This is a genomic window from Pseudomonadota bacterium, from assembly GCA_018817425.1.
GTDB lineage: Bacteria > Desulfobacterota > Desulfobacteria > Desulfobacterales > RPRI01 > RPRI01.
In genome coordinates this window covers 1-23,717 of the sequence record JAHITX010000134.1, presented here as the reverse complement: position 1 = coordinate 23,717, position 23,717 = coordinate 1, and the positions used below count along the sequence as shown (strand labels likewise).

Annotated in this window: 18 protein-coding genes and 1 tRNA gene; 7 read left to right on the top strand and 12 right to left on the bottom strand. The window is 38.2% G+C overall.

Annotated features, from left to right (window positions below):
• Positions 1-254 precede the first annotated feature (254 nt).
• From KKC46_22240 to KKC46_22205, 8 genes are all read right to left on the bottom strand, one after another.
• Positions 255-548, bottom strand: a complete 294-nt coding sequence (locus KKC46_22240; protein MBU1056523.1) for a hypothetical protein — start codon at positions 546-548, stop codon at positions 255-257.
• 273 nt (positions 549-821) lie between these two features.
• On the bottom strand, positions 822-1,070 hold the full coding sequence (locus KKC46_22235; protein MBU1056522.1) for a hypothetical protein: 249 nt from the start codon (positions 1,068-1,070) through the stop codon (positions 822-824).
• Between the two features lie 493 nt (positions 1,071-1,563).
• On the bottom strand, positions 1,564-2,559 hold the full coding sequence (locus KKC46_22230; GenBank protein MBU1056521.1) for an FAD binding domain-containing protein: 996 nt from the start codon (positions 2,557-2,559) through the stop codon (positions 1,564-1,566).
• Positions 2,559-4,877: a xanthine dehydrogenase family protein molybdopterin-binding subunit gene (locus KKC46_22225; protein ID MBU1056520.1), complete on the bottom strand. Its 2,319-nt coding sequence runs from the start codon at positions 4,875-4,877 to the stop codon at positions 2,559-2,561. Before KKC46_22225 ends, KKC46_22230 begins: the two co-directional genes overlap by 1 nt.
• Positions 4,878-4,892: 15 nt before the next feature.
• Complete coding sequence (locus tag KKC46_22220; protein ID MBU1056519.1) at positions 4,893-5,351, bottom strand: (2Fe-2S)-binding protein; 459 nt, start codon at positions 5,349-5,351, stop codon at positions 4,893-4,895.
• Between the two features lie 243 nt (positions 5,352-5,594).
• Positions 5,595-7,379 carry an FAD-dependent oxidoreductase gene (locus KKC46_22215; GenBank protein MBU1056518.1) on the bottom strand — a complete coding sequence of 595 codons (1,785 nt, stop codon included), beginning with the start codon at positions 7,377-7,379 and terminating at the stop codon, positions 5,595-5,597.
• A gap of 416 nt (positions 7,380-7,795) precedes the next feature.
• The gene (locus KKC46_22210; protein ID MBU1056517.1) at positions 7,796-8,467 is read right to left on the bottom strand and encodes a cobalamin-dependent protein; all 672 of its coding nucleotides are present in this window, start codon (positions 8,465-8,467) and stop codon (positions 7,796-7,798) included.
• A gap of 27 nt (positions 8,468-8,494) precedes the next feature.
• Positions 8,495-9,730, bottom strand: coding sequence for a hypothetical protein (locus KKC46_22205; protein ID MBU1056516.1), 1,236 nt, complete (start codon positions 9,728-9,730; stop codon positions 8,495-8,497).
• A 211-nt stretch (positions 9,731-9,941) separates the two neighbouring features.
• On the opposite strand from KKC46_22205, the gene KKC46_22200 reads away from it, so the two are divergent.
• Positions 9,942-11,390 carry a helix-turn-helix domain-containing protein gene (locus KKC46_22200; GenBank protein MBU1056515.1) on the top strand — a complete coding sequence of 483 codons (1,449 nt, stop codon included), beginning with the start codon at positions 9,942-9,944 and terminating at the stop codon, positions 11,388-11,390.
• A gap of 47 nt (positions 11,391-11,437) precedes the next feature.
• Entirely contained in the window at positions 11,438-12,979 is a 1,542-nt protein-coding gene (locus KKC46_22195) for a sigma 54-interacting transcriptional regulator (GenBank protein ID MBU1056514.1), read from the top strand.
• Between the two features lie 20 nt (positions 12,980-12,999).
• On the opposite strand, the gene KKC46_22190 is transcribed toward KKC46_22195, so the two are convergent.
• The 4 genes from KKC46_22190 to KKC46_22175 form a co-directional block, all read right to left on the bottom strand.
• Positions 13,000-14,238, bottom strand: a complete 1,239-nt coding sequence (locus KKC46_22190; protein MBU1056513.1) for a hypothetical protein — start codon at positions 14,236-14,238, stop codon at positions 13,000-13,002.
• Positions 14,225-15,352 (bottom strand): SPFH domain-containing protein, encoded by a 1,128-nt coding sequence (locus tag KKC46_22185; protein MBU1056512.1) that lies wholly within the window; start codon positions 15,350-15,352, stop codon positions 14,225-14,227. The genes KKC46_22190 and KKC46_22185 overlap by 14 nt, the downstream gene beginning before the upstream one ends.
• A gap of 81 nt (positions 15,353-15,433) precedes the next feature.
• Positions 15,434-17,146 carry an HD domain-containing protein gene (locus KKC46_22180; GenBank protein ID MBU1056511.1) on the bottom strand — a complete coding sequence of 571 codons (1,713 nt, stop codon included), beginning with the start codon at positions 17,144-17,146 and terminating at the stop codon, positions 15,434-15,436.
• Between the two features lie 166 nt (positions 17,147-17,312).
• Positions 17,313-17,389, bottom strand: a tRNA-Arg gene (locus KKC46_22175).
• Positions 17,390-17,546: 157 nt separating this feature from the next.
• Here KKC46_22175 and KKC46_22170 point away from each other — a divergent pair.
• From KKC46_22170 to KKC46_22150, 5 genes are all read left to right on the top strand, one after another.
• Positions 17,547-18,443: an RNA polymerase factor sigma-32 gene (locus KKC46_22170; GenBank protein MBU1056510.1), complete on the top strand. Its 897-nt coding sequence runs from the start codon at positions 17,547-17,549 to the stop codon at positions 18,441-18,443.
• Positions 18,444-18,526: 83 nt separating this feature from the next.
• On the top strand, positions 18,527-20,239 hold the full coding sequence (locus tag KKC46_22165; protein MBU1056509.1) for a tetratricopeptide repeat protein: 1,713 nt from the start codon (positions 18,527-18,529) through the stop codon (positions 20,237-20,239).
• A 3-nt stretch (positions 20,240-20,242) separates the two neighbouring features.
• The gene (locus tag KKC46_22160) at positions 20,243-21,028 is read left to right on the top strand and encodes a hypothetical protein (GenBank protein MBU1056508.1); all 786 of its coding nucleotides are present in this window, start codon (positions 20,243-20,245) and stop codon (positions 21,026-21,028) included.
• A gap of 68 nt (positions 21,029-21,096) precedes the next feature.
• On the top strand, positions 21,097-22,260 hold the full coding sequence (locus KKC46_22155; GenBank protein MBU1056507.1) for an HD domain-containing protein: 1,164 nt from the start codon (positions 21,097-21,099) through the stop codon (positions 22,258-22,260).
• A 908-nt stretch (positions 22,261-23,168) separates the two neighbouring features.
• Positions 23,169-23,717 (top strand): hypothetical protein (locus KKC46_22150; GenBank protein MBU1056506.1); only part of this gene is annotated, 549 nt, incomplete at its 3' end.

Below are 23,717 nucleotides of genomic sequence, written 5' to 3'. Positions count from 1 at the left end.
GTATTTTTGCAAATTTTAATAAACCTGGCTGGAGAGTAGGACTGCTGATGAAATTAACGAGCCACTTTCAAAACGCCCATTTTTGGCCGATCTCTGCGTTGGGCTCAAATTTCAAACCTCGAAATACTCTATGTATTCCTGTGGTTGATATTTTCTCACGCATTAAGCTTGACCAAACTGAAACATTTTAAAAGTGGCTCTATTGGAATAATTTTAAATGTTATAAATGCCTTTCAGATATCAGACTATTCCTTCTAATACCAGAAGGAATAGTCTTCTTGAGGTTCCATCATATTCCCATGCTTGCCAATAAATCTAAGTCCATGTAAAGAATTATTGGTCATACATTCTTTTTGTAGTACACCCAATCCAAAAGGATGTATCAGATAAAGACCACTTGTGTTGATGACAATGTTTTTGGTTTTTTTACTGTGGGCTTTTAAAATATTAATCAGTTCAGTTGCTGAAGATCCGTCAAATTCTCCTATCAGCTCAAGATATAGGTTAACTTTACTCTGGTGAGTAGTTATTCTGAAATTAGTTGCCATAATATAAATCTCAACATGGATTAAGATCGGTTATATGAAAGAGAGAATGATTCAAGTTCCGAATAATTGTTTGAGCATGATATTATACCGACCAAATCTGTTTGCAATTGGCTCAATATCTTACAATCATTAGCGCAAGACGGTAAATTCTTTTTTAACTTGCAATCTCTGCAAGGGCTTTTTTTAAGATGTCCGGTATAGCAATCAAGTTTTTTTCCGTAAGAAATTTCCATTTTACCCTCCTCTAATTTCAGCAATTAATTACTTGATATCTTATGCTAAGTCTATATTGGAACGTAGTTGCGCAATCTGGATTCCCAACCCGATACATTGTTTTCCAGCCATACAGGTATCAGCATCTTCAGACTCCAAATGAGTTTTCAGTTCATGCTCCCCTTTTTTCAGATCAACAATCCAGGCTTTTTTTGCTTTATCATAATCAACTTGTACATCTATTCCACATGCGCCGATATCCGGATATATTGATTTGATTTTTTCGCATAACTCCTTTTTGTTAAACATGGCCAGCCCCCTTTCGATATTAATTTATAAATTAAGGTAATTAAAAGTTGCTATATCAATTCCGGGTCAATTTATGCTTAGTAAAAAAAAGCATCATTTCAAATAAGGGCAAATATTCTACATATTGGTGGATACAACTTGCTTTTGTGTTCAGAAAGTTATTAATAAGTAATGCAATTATCTTGCCATTAATAGGAACAAAAACTAATATATTAATATGATACTATAAATCCAATTTGTTAGTTAATTATTAAGATTAAGTTAGATTAGTGATAGAATTGAAAGCGTATAGCAAAGCAGCGTAGTTAGTGTCAGCATTTGGTTAGGTATCAAAATGGTGACATCATTTGGTAAAGATTTGATTGTTGACGGAAGTGTGCCTGATGCAAAATAATATTCAGATTCAAGTTGTTATTGTTTGGTTATGATTGCGTATGCCAAGCATGAAGTGTCCGGGCGCGTTGCGCCCGGACAAAAATATTACTGCCTATTTCTATTTTGCGTTATTACATGCCTGCTTGATCGATCTTTTCACAAGTACTCTTGTTAATTTGCGCTTATACCATGGCGATATATTAAAGTGAGGCATGGGACGAATCTTCTCATAGGCTGCATCGGCAGCTTTTTCTATCAGATCATCAGTAATACTGTTTCCTATAAGAATTTTTTCAGCGTCCTCAAGTCTTAAGGGGCCTGATCCTACAGCAGTTACTGCTATTCTTGCATTCTTGCATTTTCCACCTGAAACAGTGATGCATGCAGCCGCTCCTGAAACAGGATAATCTATAGCTTCTCTTTGCGCCATTTTCAGATAGCAACTTCCAGTGCCTTTTGGCGGTGCAGGTATTTGGATATCTTTTACAAAGTCTGTTGGCTTGAGAATGTTTACTTTTACACTTTTTTGGGTATAAAATTCCTCAATATCTATTACCTTCTCTTTGCCGGTGCTTCCGACTATTGTAACTTTTGCATCCAAAGCAATTAAGGCCGGGGGTGTATCTGCCTGAAAAAGGGCAAGGCATTCCTTGGAGCCTTTTGCAACAAAGCACCTGTCTCCGCCAAGCTTGAAGCATAAATGAGGCCGGCCTTTACGCCATTCATGAGACTGGTTGTAATACATACACATTGATTCAATGCTTATATTGCCGCCGATTGTACCCATGTTTCTTATCTGGGTACTTGCCACTCTTCCGGCTGCCTGGGCAAGAGCAGTAAACTTCTCTATTACTGGTTTTGATTTTGAAACAGCATCAAGTGTAGCAAGTGAGCCTAATGTAAGCCCTTTTTTCTCACCAAACTCTATCTTTTTCAGATCCTCAATCTTTGTTACATTGATAACAAATTTGGGGGTTACGATTCTTTGTTTCATCTTCGGCAGGATGTCCGTTCCACCGGCAATCAGAATCGCATCTTCTTTATTCTTTTTAAGAAAAGAGGTAATCTCTTTTATATTTTTTGGTTCAAGGTATTCAAATTTAGGTAGCCTCATTATTCTTTCCCTCCTTTCTTTTCCAAAGCCCTTAAAATCTTTTCCGGGGTTATGGGAAGGTCTTTCATTTTTATTCCAACAGCATCATAAATTGCGTTGGCAATGGATGGAATTGTTGCGACATTTGTTCCTTCGCTTGCTTCCTTGGCTCCGAAAGGTCCTTCCGAGTCAATAGATTCCACAATTATCGGTTTAATATATGGCATGTCTTCCGGTGCAGGCATTTTATAATCCAGGAATGAATTTGTCATGGACCAGCCTTTTTCCATTCTGTAATCTTCCATCATCCCCTGCCCAAAAGTCATTTGAATGGAACCTTCAATCTGTCCTTCAACAGCCATTGGGTTTATTGCAAAACCACAGTCATGAGCCGCCGCTATCTTTTTCACCTTAACCACACCGGTTTCTTTATCTACTTCCACTTCTGTTGCATGTGTTCCGAAGCTGAATGTCGGAGATATATTAACCTCTCCCAAATCAAGTCTCATTTCCCCGCCTACATCAGCCGGAGGATTGTAGTCGCCGGTGCTGGTCAGATGCTCCTTCTTTTGCTTATAATAAGCTATGACCGTATCAGCGATAGAAATACCCTTTTCCGGGCTGCCTTTAACGTAGATCCTTTCGTTTTTAGCTTCAAGGTCATTTTTATTAGCCTCAAGTACATTTGCTGCTGCTTCAAAAAGTTTCATTTTCATTCTGTACGCAGCCGTTTTGGCGGCGCTTCCGCCAAACACTGTTACCCTGCTTGAATAACTTCCAAGATCCATTGGAGTTGTAGTAGTATCTGCAGCTACAACGGTCATTTTGTCCAGGCCCACTCCAAGTTCTTCTGCTGCAATCTGTGCAAGCGTGGTATCAGAACCCTGGCCGATATCGGATGTTCCGGTAAAGAGGGTGAACTTCCCATCGCTATCAGCAGCTAAATTGACACATGAAAAGGAAGGAGGATTGTCATAGAAAAATGAAAATGCCGCTCCTGAGGCAAAGAACATGGATGCCAGACCCACGCCTTTTCCATCGGGAAGTTTTTTCCATTTATTTTTCCAGTCAATCTCAGCTACAGCTTTATCTAAAGCTTCAACATGACCGCAGCTTCTTATTTTAAATTTGCTTATGGTTGTTTGTCCTGCCTTAACAGCGTTTATCTTCCTGATTTCAATAGGATCCATATCGAGCTTTTCAGCTATTGAATCCATCATAGTTTCAATTACAAAGCGTGGCTGAATTGCTCCATGTCCTCTGACGCCACCGGAAAAGGGTTTATTGGTATAAACTCTGATCCCCTCATACTTGAAATTTCCCATAGTATAAGGCCCGTTCTGAAGGCAGCCCATGATAAACATGCTTATTGCGGAATGGCTGTTATACGCCCCTCCGTCTGCAAAAAATTTGGAATCTACAGCCATGATCGTACCGTCTTTTTTAACACCTATCTTATGATTTACAGATACTCCGTGTCGATGTGCTGTGGAGGTAAATTCTTCTTCTCTGGTATAGATAATCTTTACCGGTTTACCTGTTTTTCTTGAGAGTACGGCTGAAGCTGTAAAAAGGGTATGTGTCTCTGTTTTTGCACCAAAGCCGCCGCCTACAGGGGGCTTTATAACCCGTACTTTGCTCTCGGGTATCCCAAGAGTTTCTGCTATGTTCGTACGGTCATAAAATGGAGTCTGGGTACTAAGCCATAAAGTCACATCTCCTGATGGAGAAAAGTTGGCTACTGCCGCATGGGGCTCAATATATGAGGCAAGAATGAACTGGGTTGTATAATTGTCTTCTAAAATCAAATCGGAACCGGCAAACCCTTTTTCCACATCGCCTAAATGAAAGGAGATTACAACAGAGACATTGCTTTCAGCATGATCATGTATTCTGATAGCATCGGGTGCCATTGATTCCTGGATGCTAAAATATGCAGGAAGTTCTTCATAGTCAACTTTGATTAAATCAAGAGCTTCCATTGCCGTGTCCTCATCAACAGCAGCAACGGCTGCAATTTCATCACCGATAAAGCGAACTTTTTCTTTGGCAAGTGAAAACTTATCCCTCAAAAAAGGAGGAGCAGGCTCTGCCCTTATAAAGCCATGCGGGATATCGGTTATGTCTTTTCCGGTGGCTATTGCCCTGACGCCCTTAAGTTTTTCTGCTTTGGATGTGTCTATGTTAAGAATTCTGGCATGAGGCACGGTGCTTCTTAAAATCTTTCCGTACAGCATACCGGGTAAAGTAAGATCGCCGGCATATTTTGCATCTCCCGTAACTTTAGATATAGAATCCAGTCTTGGAAGGCGTTTGTTTATTACAGAATATTGTTCCATCTTGACCTCCTTAATTTATTTAGCTGTGACCGCAATTGCCTCTACGATTTTAGTATATCCGGTGCAGCGGCATAGATTACCTGAAATGCCTTTTTTGATTTCAGCTTCAGTGGGTTTTGGGTTTTCATCAAGCAGGGCCTTGGAGGACATAATCATTCCGGGAGTACAGTAACCACATTGAATCGCTCCATAATCCACAAAGTTTTGCTGCAACAAAGTAAGCTTTCCTTCCTTTGCCAGTCCTTCGATGGTGGTGATTTCTTTTCCCTGGGCATCCATAGCAAGGGTAAGGCAGCCAAGAACCGCCTTTCCATCTACGATGACAGTACATGCGCCACATGCGCCAAGATCGCAGCCTTCTTTTGATCCGGTAAGGCCAAGATTGTCTCTCAAGACTTCAAGTAAAGTCCTGTGAGGATCTATGGCAGTTTCGTAAGATTCGCCATTTACCTTTAACTCAATTACTTGTTTCATAACAGATATCCTTTCTATTTCTTAATTAAAGTTAATTGTTGATAAATTAACCGTCGACCTGGATCATGTATTTAATAAATTATATAAAATAATGCATATATCAGGCCATTGTTATGATATCTAATATATCAGCATGTTATGATATAATGCTGTATTTATCCTCAATATATTGAGAATAAATACAGCTATCTTCAATATATTGAGGATAGCTTGGCAGGAATTTAGCGTTGGGCATATAATATGTCATTTTTTAATTAACTGAATTAGAGTATAACCGGTTTTAAGCAAAAAAGCACCAAACTTGGGGAAATGTTTATTTAATTTATTTGCGAGGCGTTGTATTCTGATCGCAGGCTCAATTTCCATACCTGAAGGGATATATGAAGGACTATCTGTTGTGGCATTAGCACCGGCTATCCATCCGGTGCTAAATGCTAAGCCCACGCTCGAAAGAGGTGATGCAGCAACCACACCTTCTCCACTGGTACCACCGGCAGTAAGTCCTGCGGCATAAAGTCCCGGAATAGGATTTTGTTCTTTATCCAGAACCTGAAACTGGTGATTTACCCGCGGCCCACAGTAAACACCGGCAATGATAGCGCCGGTTTTAATCCCATAAAATGGAGCCTTTATTATGGGTTTCATGTTCTGAGGAAGACGCCCAAATTCGTCAGGTTTACCTGCCGCTGATTTTGCATTCCAGGCCTTTACCGCAGCCGTCAGCTTAAGCGCATCTAACCCCAGTTCCTTGGCAAGACCTTGCACAGTGTCCGCATATTTTATCCCACCATATTCGATTGCCTTCTTTACCGAATCAAGCCAGTTTTTCGGTGCAAAATCTTTAAACTTATCAAACCAGGGAAAATCAGGATCATCTAAAGTCATCGGGCGGTCGTCAAGCATGGGAGGCGGTAAAGTTTCCCAGACGGTTTTTGGGTAGTTGGCATCAAAAATTACATAAGCTGTAGATCTGGGCTGGGTAGCGCTTGCTTTGGGATGCATCTCATAGTCCAGACGCGCCGTGTCGGGTATATATTCTTCACAGGCAGTGTTTATTTCAAGCCATCCTCCTCCGCGAGCCAATTGCAGCCATCCCTGACGCAAATACTGAAACCATGGTCCGGGTTCAGATTTGCCTGTATAGCTTGTATCAAAAAAAGGTATTCCGCCTGCAAAAGCCGCCCAGGAGTTTATTCCTGCTATGTCAGCCCCTGCACCAAATGCCATTCGTGCAACTTCACCAGTATCTGTAGGTGGCAGAAAAGTGCCGAAAGCTTTTTTATAGGCATCGGGGCAATATTTTTTTAGCATTTCCCGGTTGTTGGTAAAGCTGGCACCTGCAAGTATTACAGCTCTGGTTGCTTTTGCATATAATATCTTACCGTTTAAACTTTCCGCCTTGACTCCGACAATCCTTTCACCCTCTTTAACAAGAGCCAATGCTTTTGTGTTTATAAAAATCTTTGCGCCCTTTTCAGTTACGTGCTTTTCCAGCCATTGCAACCATGGATACATCTGTGCGGTTAGTTCCGTACCGGAAGTAAAAGGGCCTTTTTTTAAAGCGCCTTTTACTATCATTCTGGCAACACCCTGGTCGGGAAGAAATCCCAAAGTAAAAGCATCCCATCGCTTTCCCCAGCTTTGTGTTTCAGACCAGTCATAAATCTCATGCGCACGATCTATAAGTGTAGCAAGCAGGCGAGGATCTATGGTTGCATTACTTTGTACCGCATAGGCGTGTTTAAATGCTGCTGCTCTGTTGGATTTTAATCCTTTTCGTTTTGCTGCCTTTGTAAAAAAAGTTGCGGCTGCACCTGCATGTTGGCTGTGCCCACCGGTCTCAGGCTGTTTTTCCAGAATTATTACTGTTGCGCCATTTTCCAATGCTTTAGTTGCAGCACAAAGTCCGGCTCCGCCTCCGCCTATACATACGATATCAGCTTCGTAATCCCACTTTGCAGGTACGCCAACCGGTGGTATATCCCTGGCATCCTCATGATCATCAGGTAAATTATTAATCACTTCCATAGATAAATTTTCTCCCGTTGAAAGTGGCTCTTCTGTTTATAATTTGTTGCCTATGCCATTGGAACAATATCTTCCGGAAATACGAGTTCATAACCCCATAAGTTTTCCATATATCAATACCTCTTCATGTATACTTAATGAAAAAAAGAATATCGAATACCGAACAAGGAATTTCGAATTATGAAGTATTTGGCGGATTTTAAACAACCCCCTTTATCCCCCTTTTTTAAGGGGGAATTTTACCGCCTTACTTTATCATTTGGTGCTGGTTACAAACCTCAGATATTCTGCATTTAATAAGGTTAAACCAGCTCAAATATTCCCCCTTAGAAAAGGGGGTTAGGGGGTTGTTAACTTCCTTCAGTATTCATTATTGCTTGTTCTTTATTCGATATTCGCTTTTCGACAGACAATAACTATCTGTCTTTAAGCATGCTCGTCTCGCCTGACTTTAGCATTTTAACTTTTTTAATGGCTTCAATAGCGCTGATGGCTGCAGCATCGGCTCCGTATTCTTCGGCCTGCTCATCCGTAAATGCCCAGCCGCCAACAATGTAAATCAAATTATCCCGAACACCTTCATCAACAAGTGCTTTATTTACATTTCCGCAATAAGCCTTGACAGGAGATAAAATAGCAGAAGCGCCTACTACAGTTGCATTATGTTTTTTTGCGGCTTCTGCAAATTCCTTTGCAGATTTATTCTCACCGATATCAACTACATTATATCCATTAGCAGTAAATACGGCTCCCACTATGCGCTTTCCGATAAAATGCACATCTCCTTCAACCGTTCCTATTATCATCGTTTCACCCATGGGCTTTCCGCCGGCCTCAATAAGAGGACGCAGCTTGTCGGTAGCATCATTTAACATGTCACCGGCAATTATAAGGTCGCTCATGAACCGCTTGCCTGTATCAAATCCCTCGCCTATAATGTTTAAACCTGGATTCATACCTTCTATGATCATATCAAGAGGGCTAATCTCCATTTTAAGCCCCTCGTCAATCAACTCAAACAATAAGTCGTCATCAAGATCAATAACTGCTTCTTTCATCTTTACCAACATTTCTGCTTTATTTGACATAATGTTCACCTTTCTTTTTGATGATTTTTATATCTTAGCATATTTCATAGCTGCCGCTATACTGGCATCTAAATGCTCAGGGGTTGTATAATAATCAATAGCACCCAAACCTATCGTACATCTGTTGTTATGTATTTTTTTGGCGGCATCACATCTTCCTTTTATTTCTTCTTCTATTTTGGACATAGGCCCGCTGACCAGGAGTTTGTCTGATGGAGCATAGCATCCATACAAGTTATTTTTTTGCAGAAAATCATTTGCAATATTGTAATCGGTAATATCTCCTGTGCACATAACCCCATCAAAGCTGTCTTCTCCCAAAGCTCCTGCTTTAAGTAATTCATCCAGCCAATCGATTGCCCCATTGAAAGCCCAGGCATGTACGATAGGCTTTTTTACCGCAGCTTTTACTGCCTTGCCGATTCTTGCGTACTCACCGGCAATCCACTCTGTACCCTTTATGGGATACATTCCGACAACCGAACACATATAGCTGTAATCTACCTTTCCTAAATTGGTGACAGCCGTACCCAGTTTTATCAGCCAGTCGGAGGCCAGGTTTGCTGCTTTCTTGCAGAATTCCGGATTCTTGCGAAGATACTTTAAATATTGATTGTAACCCATCATATGACAGCAGGCATAACCGTCCGGTCCTTCACAAAATGATCCTTCAATCGGCATTTTGTTGCTTAAGTCATATTTGTCAAATATCCTTCTAACTTCCTGGCAAAACCAGAGATATTGGGCAAACATACCATGCTTGGTCGGATCAGGCGCTTCAAGTCCCTCAAGATCTTCTATTGTCTTTATAGCCAAATCTCCTTCATGAACAGGATTGCCGTTTTCAATAAACATCGAATCGGTACCGAACAATTCTTCGCCATAAGAAATAGGTCCGAGAAACATTCTTTCCATCTTATAGCGGGCTGTGGTCGCTAAGTGGGATTTAACCAGCAACTTGGGATAATAGTAAGCATCAATGGATTTGACTGCATCGGCAAATCCGTCTAAAGTACGCATGGCATAGGAAGGATGAAAAAACGTTTCAACAAGCAGACGATCTCTCTCCTTGCCTTCCATCGTCGCCTTGAAGCGTTCCATCGGTGTCATTTCTTCTTCCGAGATGTTTTTATGAATCTTTTCGCAATAACGCTCAATCTCTCTTTCCTCTTCAGGGCTCCAACCTATACTGGCATTCAACTCATCCAGTGTTTTTCCGTAATAGGGCCCCGCACCTTTCATTTTTCCTAATTTAACAGCCATTTTTTCCTCCTTAAATGATAATATGGTTTTAGGACTATATATTACTAATGCTTTCGATTCTATTAAATATATTATTAGCACATCTAACCCTTTATTCCCACGACAAAAAATGTCTGTTTGAGTCATAAATTTATTGCATAATTATTTATATCCTGTTAATTTTAATTGAAACCGTTTGTAGTTTGATAACTTTAGGTTTAAGGAAAAATTTATGCCAGCGGGACGCCCACTTGCCACCATCGATCTGAGCCCGGAGGAAAAAAAAGTTCTGGAGGAATGGGCCTGTAAAAGGACGATGCCAAAATTAGCTTTCAGAGCACGTCTGATACTTGCCTGTTCCGAAGGTAAGGAAAATATTAATATAGCAAAAGTTTTTCATATTTCTCAATCAACTGTCGGAAAATGGCGGTCAAGGTTTATTAAATTACGTTTGGATGGTCTGACAGACAAACCCCGTACAGGAGCTCCACGAAAAATCACCGATGAAGATATAAAAGAAGTGATTGCCAAAACAAATAAGTTAATCGAAGCACAAGCCCCATGCCTCAGCACACGTTTTATCGCAACAGAATGCGGTTTAACACAAAGTACTGTAAGTCGTATCTGGCGCTCCTATGCTTTGTGTCCGGCTCATTCCCAAAAGGTTAAGCACTCAAAAACCACAGGATTGCATGAACGATTTAATAACCTGGAAAATGGTAATTTCAAATTTTATAAATCGCTTGGTTCACTTATCAAAGATTATCGCCAAAGGCACGGAATAAACCAGGAAACTCTGGCGAAAACGATTGATATCAGCACCCGGGAATTGCAAAGATGGGAATCAAACCAACGCCGGGCTCATATGAACAATCTTCACGACTTATCGGAAGCAACCGGCATTCCGATGCAGGTTTGTCTGGCCCTTAATGCGGACCAGCCAATCTGGTATTCGTTAAGAGAAAGACGCTTTGCTTATTCATCAATCGAAATCTCAAATTTTAATATTGAGAATTTATTGAAGTTAAGCGAACAATCAAACCTTAGCAATATTGAAAGATATGAATACATCTCAAAGGACAAACATATCAACTTAATCCTTAAATCTCATGGTGATATCTATGGCACTGAGAGGCTGCTTTCAAAAGAGGTGCTTAAAAAAGCCAATAAAATTCTTGGTGATCTGAATTATATTGCTTTTGACTGTTGGGGCCATTATGTGGGCCATCTTGTCTGTTTGCCCATGAGCTTTAAAGTATATAATCAACTCAAAAAAGAAAAAAGGTGGAAGGATTATCTAACGGTGGATAAGATAAGTGATATAACAGACCTTCAGGAAGGAGTGTTTTTCTTTTATTCGGCGTTCATGACCAATGTCAGCATTGCATACACACAATTGATAAGAAGCGCATGGTATCTTACAAAAGTAAAACAAAAGGAAAAATATTTAGTTGTCTATAATATGGCAGCAAAGGAAGTTAAAGAATTTTTTTCTAATTTTGGAGCAACAATGGTATCTTGCTCTACAGGAAGAGTTGAACAAGCCAATGCTCAACTTGTTCCGGCCATGTTTGAAATAAAATTGGATGTTATAGCGCAACAGCTTGAAAAATCAGGTGTTTTAAAACAGATTACGAAAGAGCAAAATCGGATAACTACAGATTCACAAGAAATAGGATAAAAGAAGTAAAAGTGGCTAATTAAGTATATGAAAAAAGAGATATTAAAATGGATATCAATGAAAAAGATTTCTTCCATCAGGCTACCATAAGGATTTGCGGTAGCCTTGAGATAGATTATGCATTACTGCATTGTTTTGAGTATTTAAAAGATTATATTCCTATAGATGAAATGTGGCTGGTTTTGATGGATAAAGATATCGGGACATTAAGAGCAGTAGCAATTGCGGATTCTTCAGGTGCAAGAAAAATGGATAAGACCATACATCTTCCCTGGATTGTAAGAAAGGAACTTGAATCCCATGATTTTACTCCAAAAAAAGTTACTATTATTAACAGAATGGAGCTTAATCCTCTTGCGCTTAATTTGTTAAATGTTCTCGGCTACTCCGATTCATCCTCATTGGTTTTTTCTTTGACTACATACAGCGATAAAATAAGTATTCTGGTGATGAGAGCGGCAGGAAAAGACAGGTTTTCAGATTCACATGCCCATTTGGTTACCATGTTACATGACCCGTTTGCCATAGCCATGTCCAATGCTCTAAGATATGATGATTTACTCAAACTGAAAGAAGATGATAACAAATACCTTGTCCAGGAACTGCGTCAACTTGCCGGAGAAGAAATTATAGGTGCTGAATCCGGGTTAAAAAATGTTATGGATATGGTTCATCAGGTAGCGCCATGGGACAATCCGGTAATGCTTTTAGGGGAAACCGGAGTTGGTAAAGAAGTAATTGCAAACGCTATTCATTATACTTCACAACGTAAAGATGGAACATTTATAAAGGTCAACTGTGGTGGTATCCCGGAAGGCCTTATTGACAGCGAATTGTTCGGGCATGAAAGAGGAGCCTTTACAGGTGCTGTTGCTCAAAAAAGAGGGCGATTTGAAAGAGCCCAAGGAGGAACAATTTTTCTTGATGAGATCGGAGATTTACCATTACAGGCACAAAGCAGACTATTGCGGGTTATTCAGCAAAAGGAACTTGAGCGTGTGGGCGGGACAAAAACAATAACGATAGATACCAGAATAATTGTAGCAACGCATTGTAATCTTGAAGAAATGGTTGCAAAAAATACATTCCGTGAAGACCTTTGGTACAGGTTGAGCGTTTTTCCTATTATAATTCCTCCGCTAAGACAGAGGAAATCAGATATTGCCGCGCTGGTTGAGCACTTTGTAAAGCGCAAATCAAAAGAACTTAATTTTCGCAGTATACCACCTATTAAATCCGGGGCAATAGACCGGCTGATTGAATATCCATGGAGGGGAAATGTTCGTGAACTCGAAAATATGGTAGAAAGGGAACTAATCCAATATAGAGGAGGGCAGTTAAGTTTTGAACATTTAATGCTTTCCCATGTTGAAGAAAAACCGTTTCTTTCAAAATCAGACGGCAGAACTCTAACCTTAGATGAGGTTGATGCCCGACATATCCTCTCGGTGCTTGAAGAAACCAACGGAAGAATTAATGGGGAAGGCGGTGCCGCAAAACTTCTTAATTTACATCCAAGCACATTAAGATTCAGGATGGATAAACTTGGAATCAGTTATGGTAAAAAGAACAAACTCAGCACAAAATAAGCCGCTAATAAATTTGCAAATCAGAGACTGCAGGAGGTTTTAAGAATGGCTTCATTTAATGAAATATTGTATTTCGGCTGAATGAAATCAAAGCAGCTTTTTTTGAAAGGGATATATAAAAGGTAATAACTTTCCGAAGTTATTTTTATATCCGGGAGCAAGGGGAAATACTCTTTTTTTGGTTTAACAAAATTGCTTAATACGGTTTTAATACTTTCTATTGCTTCTGTAACCGGCAGGGTAACAGGATGCATGTCGGCATCCGGCACCTTTTTTATTATTTTATCGAATGGCTGTACAAGTGTAAACTGTGTTGCAAGACGTATAAAATGCTTTGCACGAAGTTTGAATGCAGGAATCCAGAACTTTAAAGCCAATTTTTCCCAGCTTTTTTGAATAATTTTCGGAAGATTTGCCGTTTTTACAAGATCGGCATATGAATCAAGATCTATTTCCGATAGGTTAGCTCTGATTTGCCAGAATGGTAGAAAGAATAAATCATCTTTTGCACATGACAAACAGCCGAAATTGATTTTTTCAAGTTTTTTGCGGCTGGGTTGCCAAGCCGAATTACAGTTTTTGCATAAAAGAACAAGCGAATCTTTTTCACCCGATAAATTCCATCCGCATTCCGGACATATTGCAGGTACGAAATCGATTGTCCAATCGGGTTTTTCTGTTGCTGAAAGATCGATATCAAAATCTCTTGGAAGAGTTTTACATATAGGTTTGTTGAGTATGCCATCAAAGAGCATATTATCCTTCAAATAATATGGCGAATAGATAATACTTGTTGTTTCACCTATAAAAGATTGAATGGCAGGTTTGTTTGCCCCTTTTGGATAGAATCGTTTTTCTGCTATTTGAGATATATCATCTACAGAAAGTTCGGGTTTTATAAATATTGCCTCACGTTCAGGAAGTGCAAATTTAAGCTTAAGTGTCTGAGAACGGAATCCAAGGGATATCGGAAATGCAGGAGATTTTATTCCCTGAAGGCTTATATCTACAAACCTGTAATCGGTTTTATTCAGATAGCATGAAGAAAGAGTGCCTTTAAATCTCCAGTATGGAAAATATATATAGGAATTGGTATTGGGCCTGGTGTGCTGTAGTATATACCTAAAACAGATATCTTCCATAAGAAAGGAGCTGACACGGCAGTACGGGCAGGAGATAAGCCTGTCCGTTTCTTCCAGGAGGGCTGGTGCTCCGCACTGTGGGCAGTAGTGCTCTATGCTGATATTAAAGCTTTTCACCACACAAATTACAAAAAACTGAATTCGTAAGATTTTTGCCGCCGCATTTTTTACACGAACTTGGTTTTTCTTTTTCTTCTGCAGGTTGTCCGCAGCGGGGGCAGAAATTTGAATTAGTGGTAAGGTTCTTGCCGCACTTTTTACACCGGATAATAATAAGCTGTTGATGCCCGCAGTATGGGCAGAACTTTGCATCTGAACCTATCGGATGGCTGCATTCTACGCAGTTTATTGCTTCTTGCAAGCTATCTTTGCCTGACGGTTGCCCGTTTGGTGAGAAGTACTTTGCAAACATTGCAGGCATCATAATACCTAAACCAGCTCCCATGCCTGTTGATGCTCCATCAGCTTCCGCCGCCTTCTCAATAGACATTGCGGCTTTCATCTGCATAAGCTTATTCATATCATCAAACAGTCCCATACGGCTTTTGTCATCTATTGCCTTCTGCACTTCAGGAGGAGGAGTAATTGAATTGATATAAATATTGGCAAGGCCAAGGCCAAAGCGGCCAAAATCGTCTTTAAGCCTTTTTGCAAGGCCATCTGCAATGTCATTATATCTGGCCGGCAGGTTTAATATTGAATCAAGGGTTTCGCCCATGTAGTCATTGAACCTTGAAACAATTACACTGTTTAAATAATCTTCTGTTTCAGAGGTAGTAAAGATGCCCTGTGTTCCGACCATGCTGTTTATAAAAAGAACAGGTTGCAATACCTGTATGCTGAATACTCCAAAAGCTCTTAGCCTTACAAGTCCTAACTGTGAATCCTTAAATGCAACAGGGTCCCTTGTGCCCCATTTTAAGTTTGTGAAGACTTTGAGGTTTACGAAATATACCTCAGCTCTAAGTGGGCTGGACATAGCCCATGGAATACTTGCCAGTTTTGTAAGTACGGGTATATTGGCGGTTTTTAGAGTATGGCGTCCCGGGCCAAAGGCATCGATTGCTTTGCCTTTGTAAAAGAATACTCCGGCCTGGCTCTGCCTTACTGTAAGCTGTGCTCCGAATTTAATTTCTCCTGAACCTGATTCAGGAATACGATGGACAAGTTCTTTGCCTGTTTCATCAAACCATTCAAGATTTTCCAAAAAAAATATATTGTCTGTTCCCATTGATTTTACTCCTTTAAGCAGCAAATTTCCTGGCATAGTATCTGTGTTATAAAGCTTTTATCGGAAATTTTATCGAAATGTTTAATAGATTCTGCTATCAGGACTCGTTTTAGCTTCATTAAGAAAGAATTTTTCATATAATTTTTTTTCAATAAAAAGATCATAAATATCAGCATCAATAATATTGTTTTTTTTCATGTTGCTCATTATTTTGAGTGCCTGTTTTAAATCCATAGGTTTTTTATATGGCCGGTCCTTAGCTGTTAAGGCTTCAAAGATATCTGCAATAGCTATGATTCGTGATTGCAAAGGCAGATCTTCTTCTGTAAGAGCTCTGGGGTAACCTGAACCATCAAGTTTTTCATGATGTCCTGAGGCATACTCCGGAACTCTTACAAGTTTTCTCGGAAAAGGCAGCTGGCTTAAGATTTTATATGTAACCGCAGCATGATTTTCAATAATTTTGCGTTCTTTTGCAGTAATGGAACCTTTTCTTACAATCAGATTTTCCAGCTCTTCCTCGGAAATATATGGCTGTTTTTTATTATTAAGCAGATAAGTTTTGCCGGCAATTTCCTTTAACTTGATAACAACATCTTCTGATAAAAGCTCGCCTGGGATATTTGATGATTTGATTAATTCAAAATCGTTTTCTATAACTTTCAGCTTTTCCTCAAGTTCGGAATCAAGCATAGCAAACTTTTTTTCATTTTTATTGGTTTTTAGATGTTTGATCTTAATTTTAAGGTATTCATTTTCAAGTGTTCTGGTTATAAGATTGAACCTTGTTTCCAAAAGATTTATGCGATCAAAAACAGTTTGAAGTTTAGTGCTTTTGTCAATGATATATTCAGGCGTAGTGATTTTACCAACATCATGCATCCAGGCAGCTATTCGGATTTCTTCTAATTCGTTTTCATCAAGTTTAGTATTAACGAATCTTTTTTTCTTTGATTTATTAATGCCTTCTGCTATCATCATGGATAAATTTACAACGCGGTTTATATGCCCCCAAGTATAAGGAGATTTTTCATCTATTGCGGTTGCAATGGTTTTTATGAAAGAATAAAAAAGATCTTTTAAGTCCTGAATAAGTTGCGTATTTGTAAGGGCAACAGCGGCCTGGGATGCAAGAGATGCCGTTTCATCAATATATTCAGCCGGAAATGCTATTACTTCTCCTGTTACCGGGTCTTGAGAGTTTAAAAGTTGCAAAACACCAATTATATCATTTTCATGGTTTCTTAAGGGTATAACAAGCATGGATTTTGAGCGATAGCCGGTAGATGCATCATATTTCATAGGTCCGGTAAAATCAAAGCCTTGCGCTTCATACACATCAGATATATTAACAATTTCACCGGTTATTGCAACATATGAAGATACGTTTGCATAATTTTGTTTGCCGTCCGTAAAAAGAGGCACGTTCGGAAGATCAATATTAACACCGCTTGTTCCTCCCATCCTGACATTTAGCGTATCATTTTGCAGGATTTTAAAACAAAGATTTTTGTTTTCTTTATCAATGATATAAAGAGTTCCGGCATCGGCATTTGACATCTTCCTCGCATCCGTAACTATCACCTCAAGGAGTTTATCAATGTTTTTTTCGCTTGATAAAGCAAGACCGATCTTTGCGTCCTGTTTGATATGCGCAATTTGAGCTTCGGCATAATTTTTAACCTCGGATAGAACCGATGTTAATAGTTTATTAAGTTTTTTATCATGAGAAAGTTTATTGATTTCCGAAATGGTGGTTATGGATTCATTACCTGCTTCATATGAAAAGGCCATGTTGGAACTCCATATTATTTAAAGGTATATTTTAATAAATATGAGGTTTTCTTTATAATTTACTATTAGATCTATGTATTGATCACACTAATTGCAGATTGCATAAATATTAAATCATGATAATATATTTAAAAAAGCATGTAGGTATGAATATAAATATCAAAGATGGCGCGCCTGACAGGATTCGAACCTGTGACCTACGGATTAGAAGTCCGTTGCTCTATCCAGCTGAGCTACAGGCGCTTGGATTGGGCAGTATTGTTATCACACCAATATTTATATGTCCATAAAAAAATAATATAAGTACCAAACGTGGATAGACTTTAAATTAGTTATATCATAACATAGGTTGCAGATGAACTGACCGCAAATCTTATTATTCTATAAGGTGTTTTTATATATGACAAATGAAAAGAAAAAAAAAGAAGGGGATGCAAAAAAGGATATAATAAAATATGATCCTTTGCAGCGTTATATGATGGAGGTAAGCAGGCATAATCTGCTGTCGAGAGAAAGAGAGTACGATCTTGCCGTAAAAGTTTTTGATCATGATGATAAGGAGGCGGCATATGAGATTGTCACTTCAAATCTTAGGCTTGTTGTAAAAATAGCTCTTGAATTTCAAAGGGTATGGATGCAAAATCTTTTAGACCTTATTCAGGAAGGAAACATTGGGCTAATGCAGGCAGTAAAAAAATTTGATCCTTATAAAAATGTTAAATTTTCATATTATGCTTCTTTTTGGATTAAAGCGTATATTTTAAAATTTATAATGGACAACTGGCGGCTGGTGAAAATCGGCACTACCCAGGGCCAGAGAAAATTGTTTTTTAAACTCAAAAAGGAGAAACAAGATCTTATTGATCAGGGTTTTGATCCAAAGCCCAAGCTTTTATCCGAAAGGTTAGGAGTTACCGAGAAGGAAATTGTTGATATGGATCAAAGGCTTGACGGATGGGATGTTTCTCTTAACGCTCCTTTATCAGATGAATCGGATTCTGAAAAAATTGAGCACATCAGTTATGATTCCGTTTCTGCTGAAGATCAGGTTGCCAAAAAGCAGATGGATCATCTGATATATAATAAAATAGAAGAATTGCGAAAGCTGATGACGAAAAGAGAAAATGAAATTTTTGATCTTAGAATATTTTCAGACAGTCCTGCAACCCTCCAGGAAATAGGAGATCGTTACGGTATTTCAAGGGAGCGGGTGCGTCAGCTTGAGAAGAATATAATTAACAAAATGAGAGAATTTATTAAAGAAGAACTCCCGGATCTGGTTTCATACCTTACATAAAAAATTACAAAATCAACTTGGCATTATGCACTAAATCGTCTGCAGGCTTGTGGTTTAGAAACGGCAGCAAGGAATTATTTTTAATGAACAAAGATTTTATAAAATCCATTATAATACTTTTTTCCCTAATTTGTTTTTCAGGATGTTCTGTTCCTATTACAAATTCCTTTTCAAAAGCAACAATCGTAAACGAAAGCGATTTTCCTGAAAACAAATATTTTTATTTTACGGAATCACAGATATTAAAAAAAAAGGGAGATCTTAAAAAAGCTACAGAATACATGGAACAAGCGCTTCAACTTGATCCTGAATCGCTTTTTTTAAAAGGTGAGCTTGTCAATTTATATCTTCAGAAGAAAGAAAATGATAAAGCATTATTTATAGTGGAAGATGTACTTAAAAAGGAACCTGAAAACATAGGCGCGCTCATTTTATTTGGGAAGATAAAGCATTCACTTAATGAAACAGATGATGCCAGAAAGATATATGAAAAGATAGTAGAGACAAACCCCAATGAAAAAAACATATACTTGCTGCTTGGCAGTATTTACCTTGATAAAAAGGATTTTGTTAAGGCAGAAGGGCTCTTTGAAAAGCTTGTAAAGAATTTTCCTGATTACTATCTTGGATATTTTTACCTTGGCAAAATTTATGTAGAAAGTGGCAACCTGATAGAAGCTGAAAAGAGTTTTAATAAAGCGATAAAACTAAAACCGGATATGGATGAGTCACGCTATGAGCTTATAAATATATATAAGATAAAAAATGAAAATGAAAAAATGATTCAGGTTTTAAAAGAAATGCTGGAAAATAATCCTCATAACATAAGAGCGGCCCTTGATCTTGGGTGCTTTTATAAAAAGAATAATATGCGAAAAGAAGCCGAAAAGATTTTGTTCAATCTTGGTGAAAAGAGCCTTGCCGATTTTGATGTCATACTTAATTTAATTCAGTTCTATCTGAATACGCGTAGATATAATGACGCTATATTAATTCTTGAAGATATCCAAAAAGGTGCCCCTGATAATTCCGATTTGAATTACACTAGCGGGCTTTTCTTTTTGGCAATAAACAATGAAGATGCTGCTCTTAAACAATTTCTTAAAGTGAAAAATGACTCAAAATTTTATTTTGATATGGTTTTCAAGACTTCGCTTATTTATCAGAGTAAAGGAATGATTAAAGAAGCTCTATCCTTTATTAAAGATGCTATTGCAAAAGAGCCGGGAAATCCTAATTTTCAATATTATCTTAGCTTGTTTTATGAAGATCTTAAAGACTATGAAAATGCCGAAAAAGCTCTTTTAAGTGCTATAGAAAAGGATCCGAATGACCCTGTTTTTTATTTTCGTCTTGGAGTTATTTATGATAAATGGGGAAAAAAAGATAAAACTATTGAACAGATGAAAAAGGTTATCAAAATTGATCCTCAAAATGCGGATGCCTTGAATTATCTTGGTTATACCTATGCCGAGATGGAAAAATACCTTAATGAAGCAGAACAGCTGATTTTAGAAGCGATGAAACATAAGCCGGGAGACGGGTATATAACCGATAGCCTGGGATGGGTATATTTCAAGAAAGGAAAGTATTTAAAGGCTGTTGATGTTCTGAAAAAAGCAGTAGACCTTGTTCCTGAAGATTCGGTTGTTTTAGAACATCTTGGAGATGCTTACATGAAAATTAATGATATTAATAATGCCCTTGATACATACAGCCGTTCGCTTAAGTTCAAAAAAGAAGACAGGGAAGTTTTAATAAAGAAAATTCAGGAGATTTCAGGAAAAGAGTTATAAAATATGAAGAGGTTTTTTTTATGCTTTCTCCTGTTATTTGCCAGCCTTTCATTTTTTTCATGTGCCGGTCTTTCAGATAAAGTATACAATAATATTTTTGCTTATGACAGAGCCCCTGTTTTTACTTCCGAGGCATATGACCTTTTTCTTGTGCTTAACGAAAAGAACCGTGAAATAAAAACATTTAAAGGGACAGGACGTATGGGCCTGTCAAAAATAAACGGGCAGGTTGTTTCGGCGGATATCGCATGGGTTGCAGAAAACGGCAGTAAAATTTATATTGCGATCAGAAATGTTTTGGGCCAACCCATGGCAGGCATTGCAACTGACGGCAAATACGTTTATTTTGCTTCCTATGCTGAAAAGATTTTTCATAAGAAACGCTCGGATAATGCTGACCTTAAACGCTTTATTTCTATTCCTGTAAAAATAAAAGACATTATTTTACTTCTATCCGGGCGGGCGCCTGTTTGCGATTTTGCTACAGCATCAACAGAATATATTGAGGACAAAGGAACTGTTCTTGTTTTAAGGAACAGAGGAAATGATATAGTCGAAAAAATATATTTCGATAATGATAATAATATTATGCAAATTGATATGCTTGATTCAAAAGATTTGCTTTACAGGGTTTTTTTTGATGGAGTAACATTTGTGAAAGAATATCATATCCCTTCAAGGCTTATAATTGTAAATAAAGCCGGTGATTATTTTAAACTCGATGTTAGCAGGTACTGGGCTGATGAGCCGGTATCCCCGTCAGTTTTTGTGTTAAGCCCTCCAAAATAATATTATGCTTGGACATATTAAGCGATTAAAGAATCAAATCAAGACGGAGAAGATGATTTAAAATGGCGATGCATGGGGAAGATACCCTTGATTTAATAAAAATGGCTTTAAATAAAAGAGAAGAAGAATATCTTTCTCCTATTGCAGTCTTAAGTTCAAAGTGCCTGCGCCGGGAATATGAAGAAGGAAGAGATCTTAGTTACAGGCAGGATTTTTCTATAGATATAGACAGAATCCTTTATTCGCTTGCCTACACGCGATATATTGACAAGACTCAGGTTTTTTATCTGATAAAAAACGACCATATAACACACAGAGTTCTTCATGTTCAACTGGTGTCCAAGGTTGCGCGGACTATAGGCCGCTTTTTAGGATTAAATGAAGATTTGATAGAAGCCATATCTCTTGGTCATGATATCGGCCATACTCCCTTTGGGCATGATGGTGAAATATTTCTGTCGGAACTTTGCAAAGAAAGCGGAATCGATCATTTTTTGCATAATGTTCAAAGTGTCCAGTTTTTAGACAAGGTTGAACGAAAGGGAAAGGGGTGGAATCTTTCACTTCAGACACTTGATGGGATTTTATGCCATGACGGAGAAATTCATAACCAAAGCCTTGCACCTCAAAGGAAGAAAAATTTTGATAAGCATGAGCAGGAAATAGCAGTTAAGAAAAAGAGTCCTGACACAAAGCTGATCCCTATGACTCTGGAAGGTTGTGTGGTTCGAATAGCGGATACAATAAGTTATATAGGCCGCGATATAGAAGATGCAATAAGGCTAAATATTATAAAAAGAGATGACCTTCCAAAAGATAGTGCCAAAATACTTGGAGATACTAATGGTACAATAACATATAACCTTGTAACAGATGTAATTAATAACAGCTTCCAGAATATTTGTATTGCTTTCAGCCCTGATGTTTCGGAAGCATTAAAGCGATTAAAAGCATTCAGCATGGAGCGCATTTACCTTAATCCTGTAATTAAAAAGCATTTTAATCTTATAAAAACACTATTTAGAATGCTTTTTGAAAAATATCTTTCCGATATAGAAAATAAAAACAGGCAGTCTGTGATTTTTACAAGCTTTCTGGAAGACATGTCTAAAGATTATATCGACAACTATAAGAATGAAGAAATAGTCAGGGATTTTATAGCAGGAATGACGGATAGGTATTTTCTACAGCAATGCCCGGAAGAGATGAGGCCAGTTCCTGAAATAAGATGAGATGGTAAGAGAATTCTTCCGAGCCGGTTTTTTATAGCCGTATTTTTGGCATATATTTGCAGCAGGGTGGATTGTAAAGAAATCCGACGTTTTGCTATAATGTCTCTTGAGATGTGAGAAAAAAAATTATAAATATAAGTAATTATGACAATTTTGGCATAAAGAGAAACTATAAAGAATTTTTACGCTTATTGGGCTATAATTTTTGAAAAACATCGTTTATCCTAATTTCAGCGAAGGCCATTTCGAAGAATACTAATTATTATTCCTATTATATCAATTAGTTCCAGCTTTTATGGATACAGTTACCTGCTATAGATCACATTCCCGGTTCACTGGAGTGACTTTTAGATGAGGATATCATTCTTAGTCCTATCTTTAAACTGTCGGGATATTTTACAATATTCAAATTTTGTCTTAAATGCTTTGTGGCAGCGTATTTAAGCTATATTTCATTCTTCCGGAAGTCTCCAAATCCATAAAAACTGTCGGATATCTTTACACTTTGTTTCCTGTAAATAATTTGGCTGAACAGTTATATCTATAAAATCATATAGATATAAGCATGGAACGAATATTGCAGATTGCTGTATATTTTTGACCTATACGAGTAGTTATGACTTTAGCTTATCTGCACTAATCAGAAGAAATGGAGGTGAGGCTAAATCGCCTGCTGCGATTATGTGATTTAGTATTCTTTGTGAATGGTAAATAAATAAATATTATTTATCGGAGCCAGTTTCAAAACGCCCCATTTTGGCCGATCTCTGCGTTGGGCTCAAATTTCAATCCTTGAAATTCTCAATGTATTCCTGTGGTTGAAATTTTCTTACGCCTTGAGCTTGACCAAACTGAAACATTTTGAAAGTGGCTCCTCGGATATTGAAACCAACAGAGAGGAGTAAAATATGAAAAGATTAATTATGTTGTTTACTGTTTTTGCTTTATTATTATTTGGCGCAGGGTTTGCTTTTGCGGATGTTTTGGGTTTTGAAGATGCAGATGGTACAAATTGGAATCAAGATCTATATGGGCAACCAGTTTACGGGCCGGCTGGAGTTGAAAATTCCTATCATGGCTTTGATGTAACGGGTTGGAGGGTCTATAATTTGGCTGGAGTTGAGCGTATATATGGCCCTAACGATTATCGCTATGTAGGCACAAACGGCAATCGCTCCTTTGGGCGTCAAACTTACGATGCTCAGTCTATCTCCCGCGATACTGATTTTTATTTCGAGGGCGTTCAGCTTGCGACTACAGACTATGGCGACGATGAGAACCCCTCTATCGTTCAAATTATAGGTTATAATAACAGTGCGCAAGTATGGTCTGACACCGTAACGTTGAATTATAATAATGGGAGTCCTGATGTTATTAATTTCACATCAAGTTACTCAGATATACTTGTTGACCAAGTGAGTTTCTTTGCCTGGGAATCTTATTACTATAAAGACTTT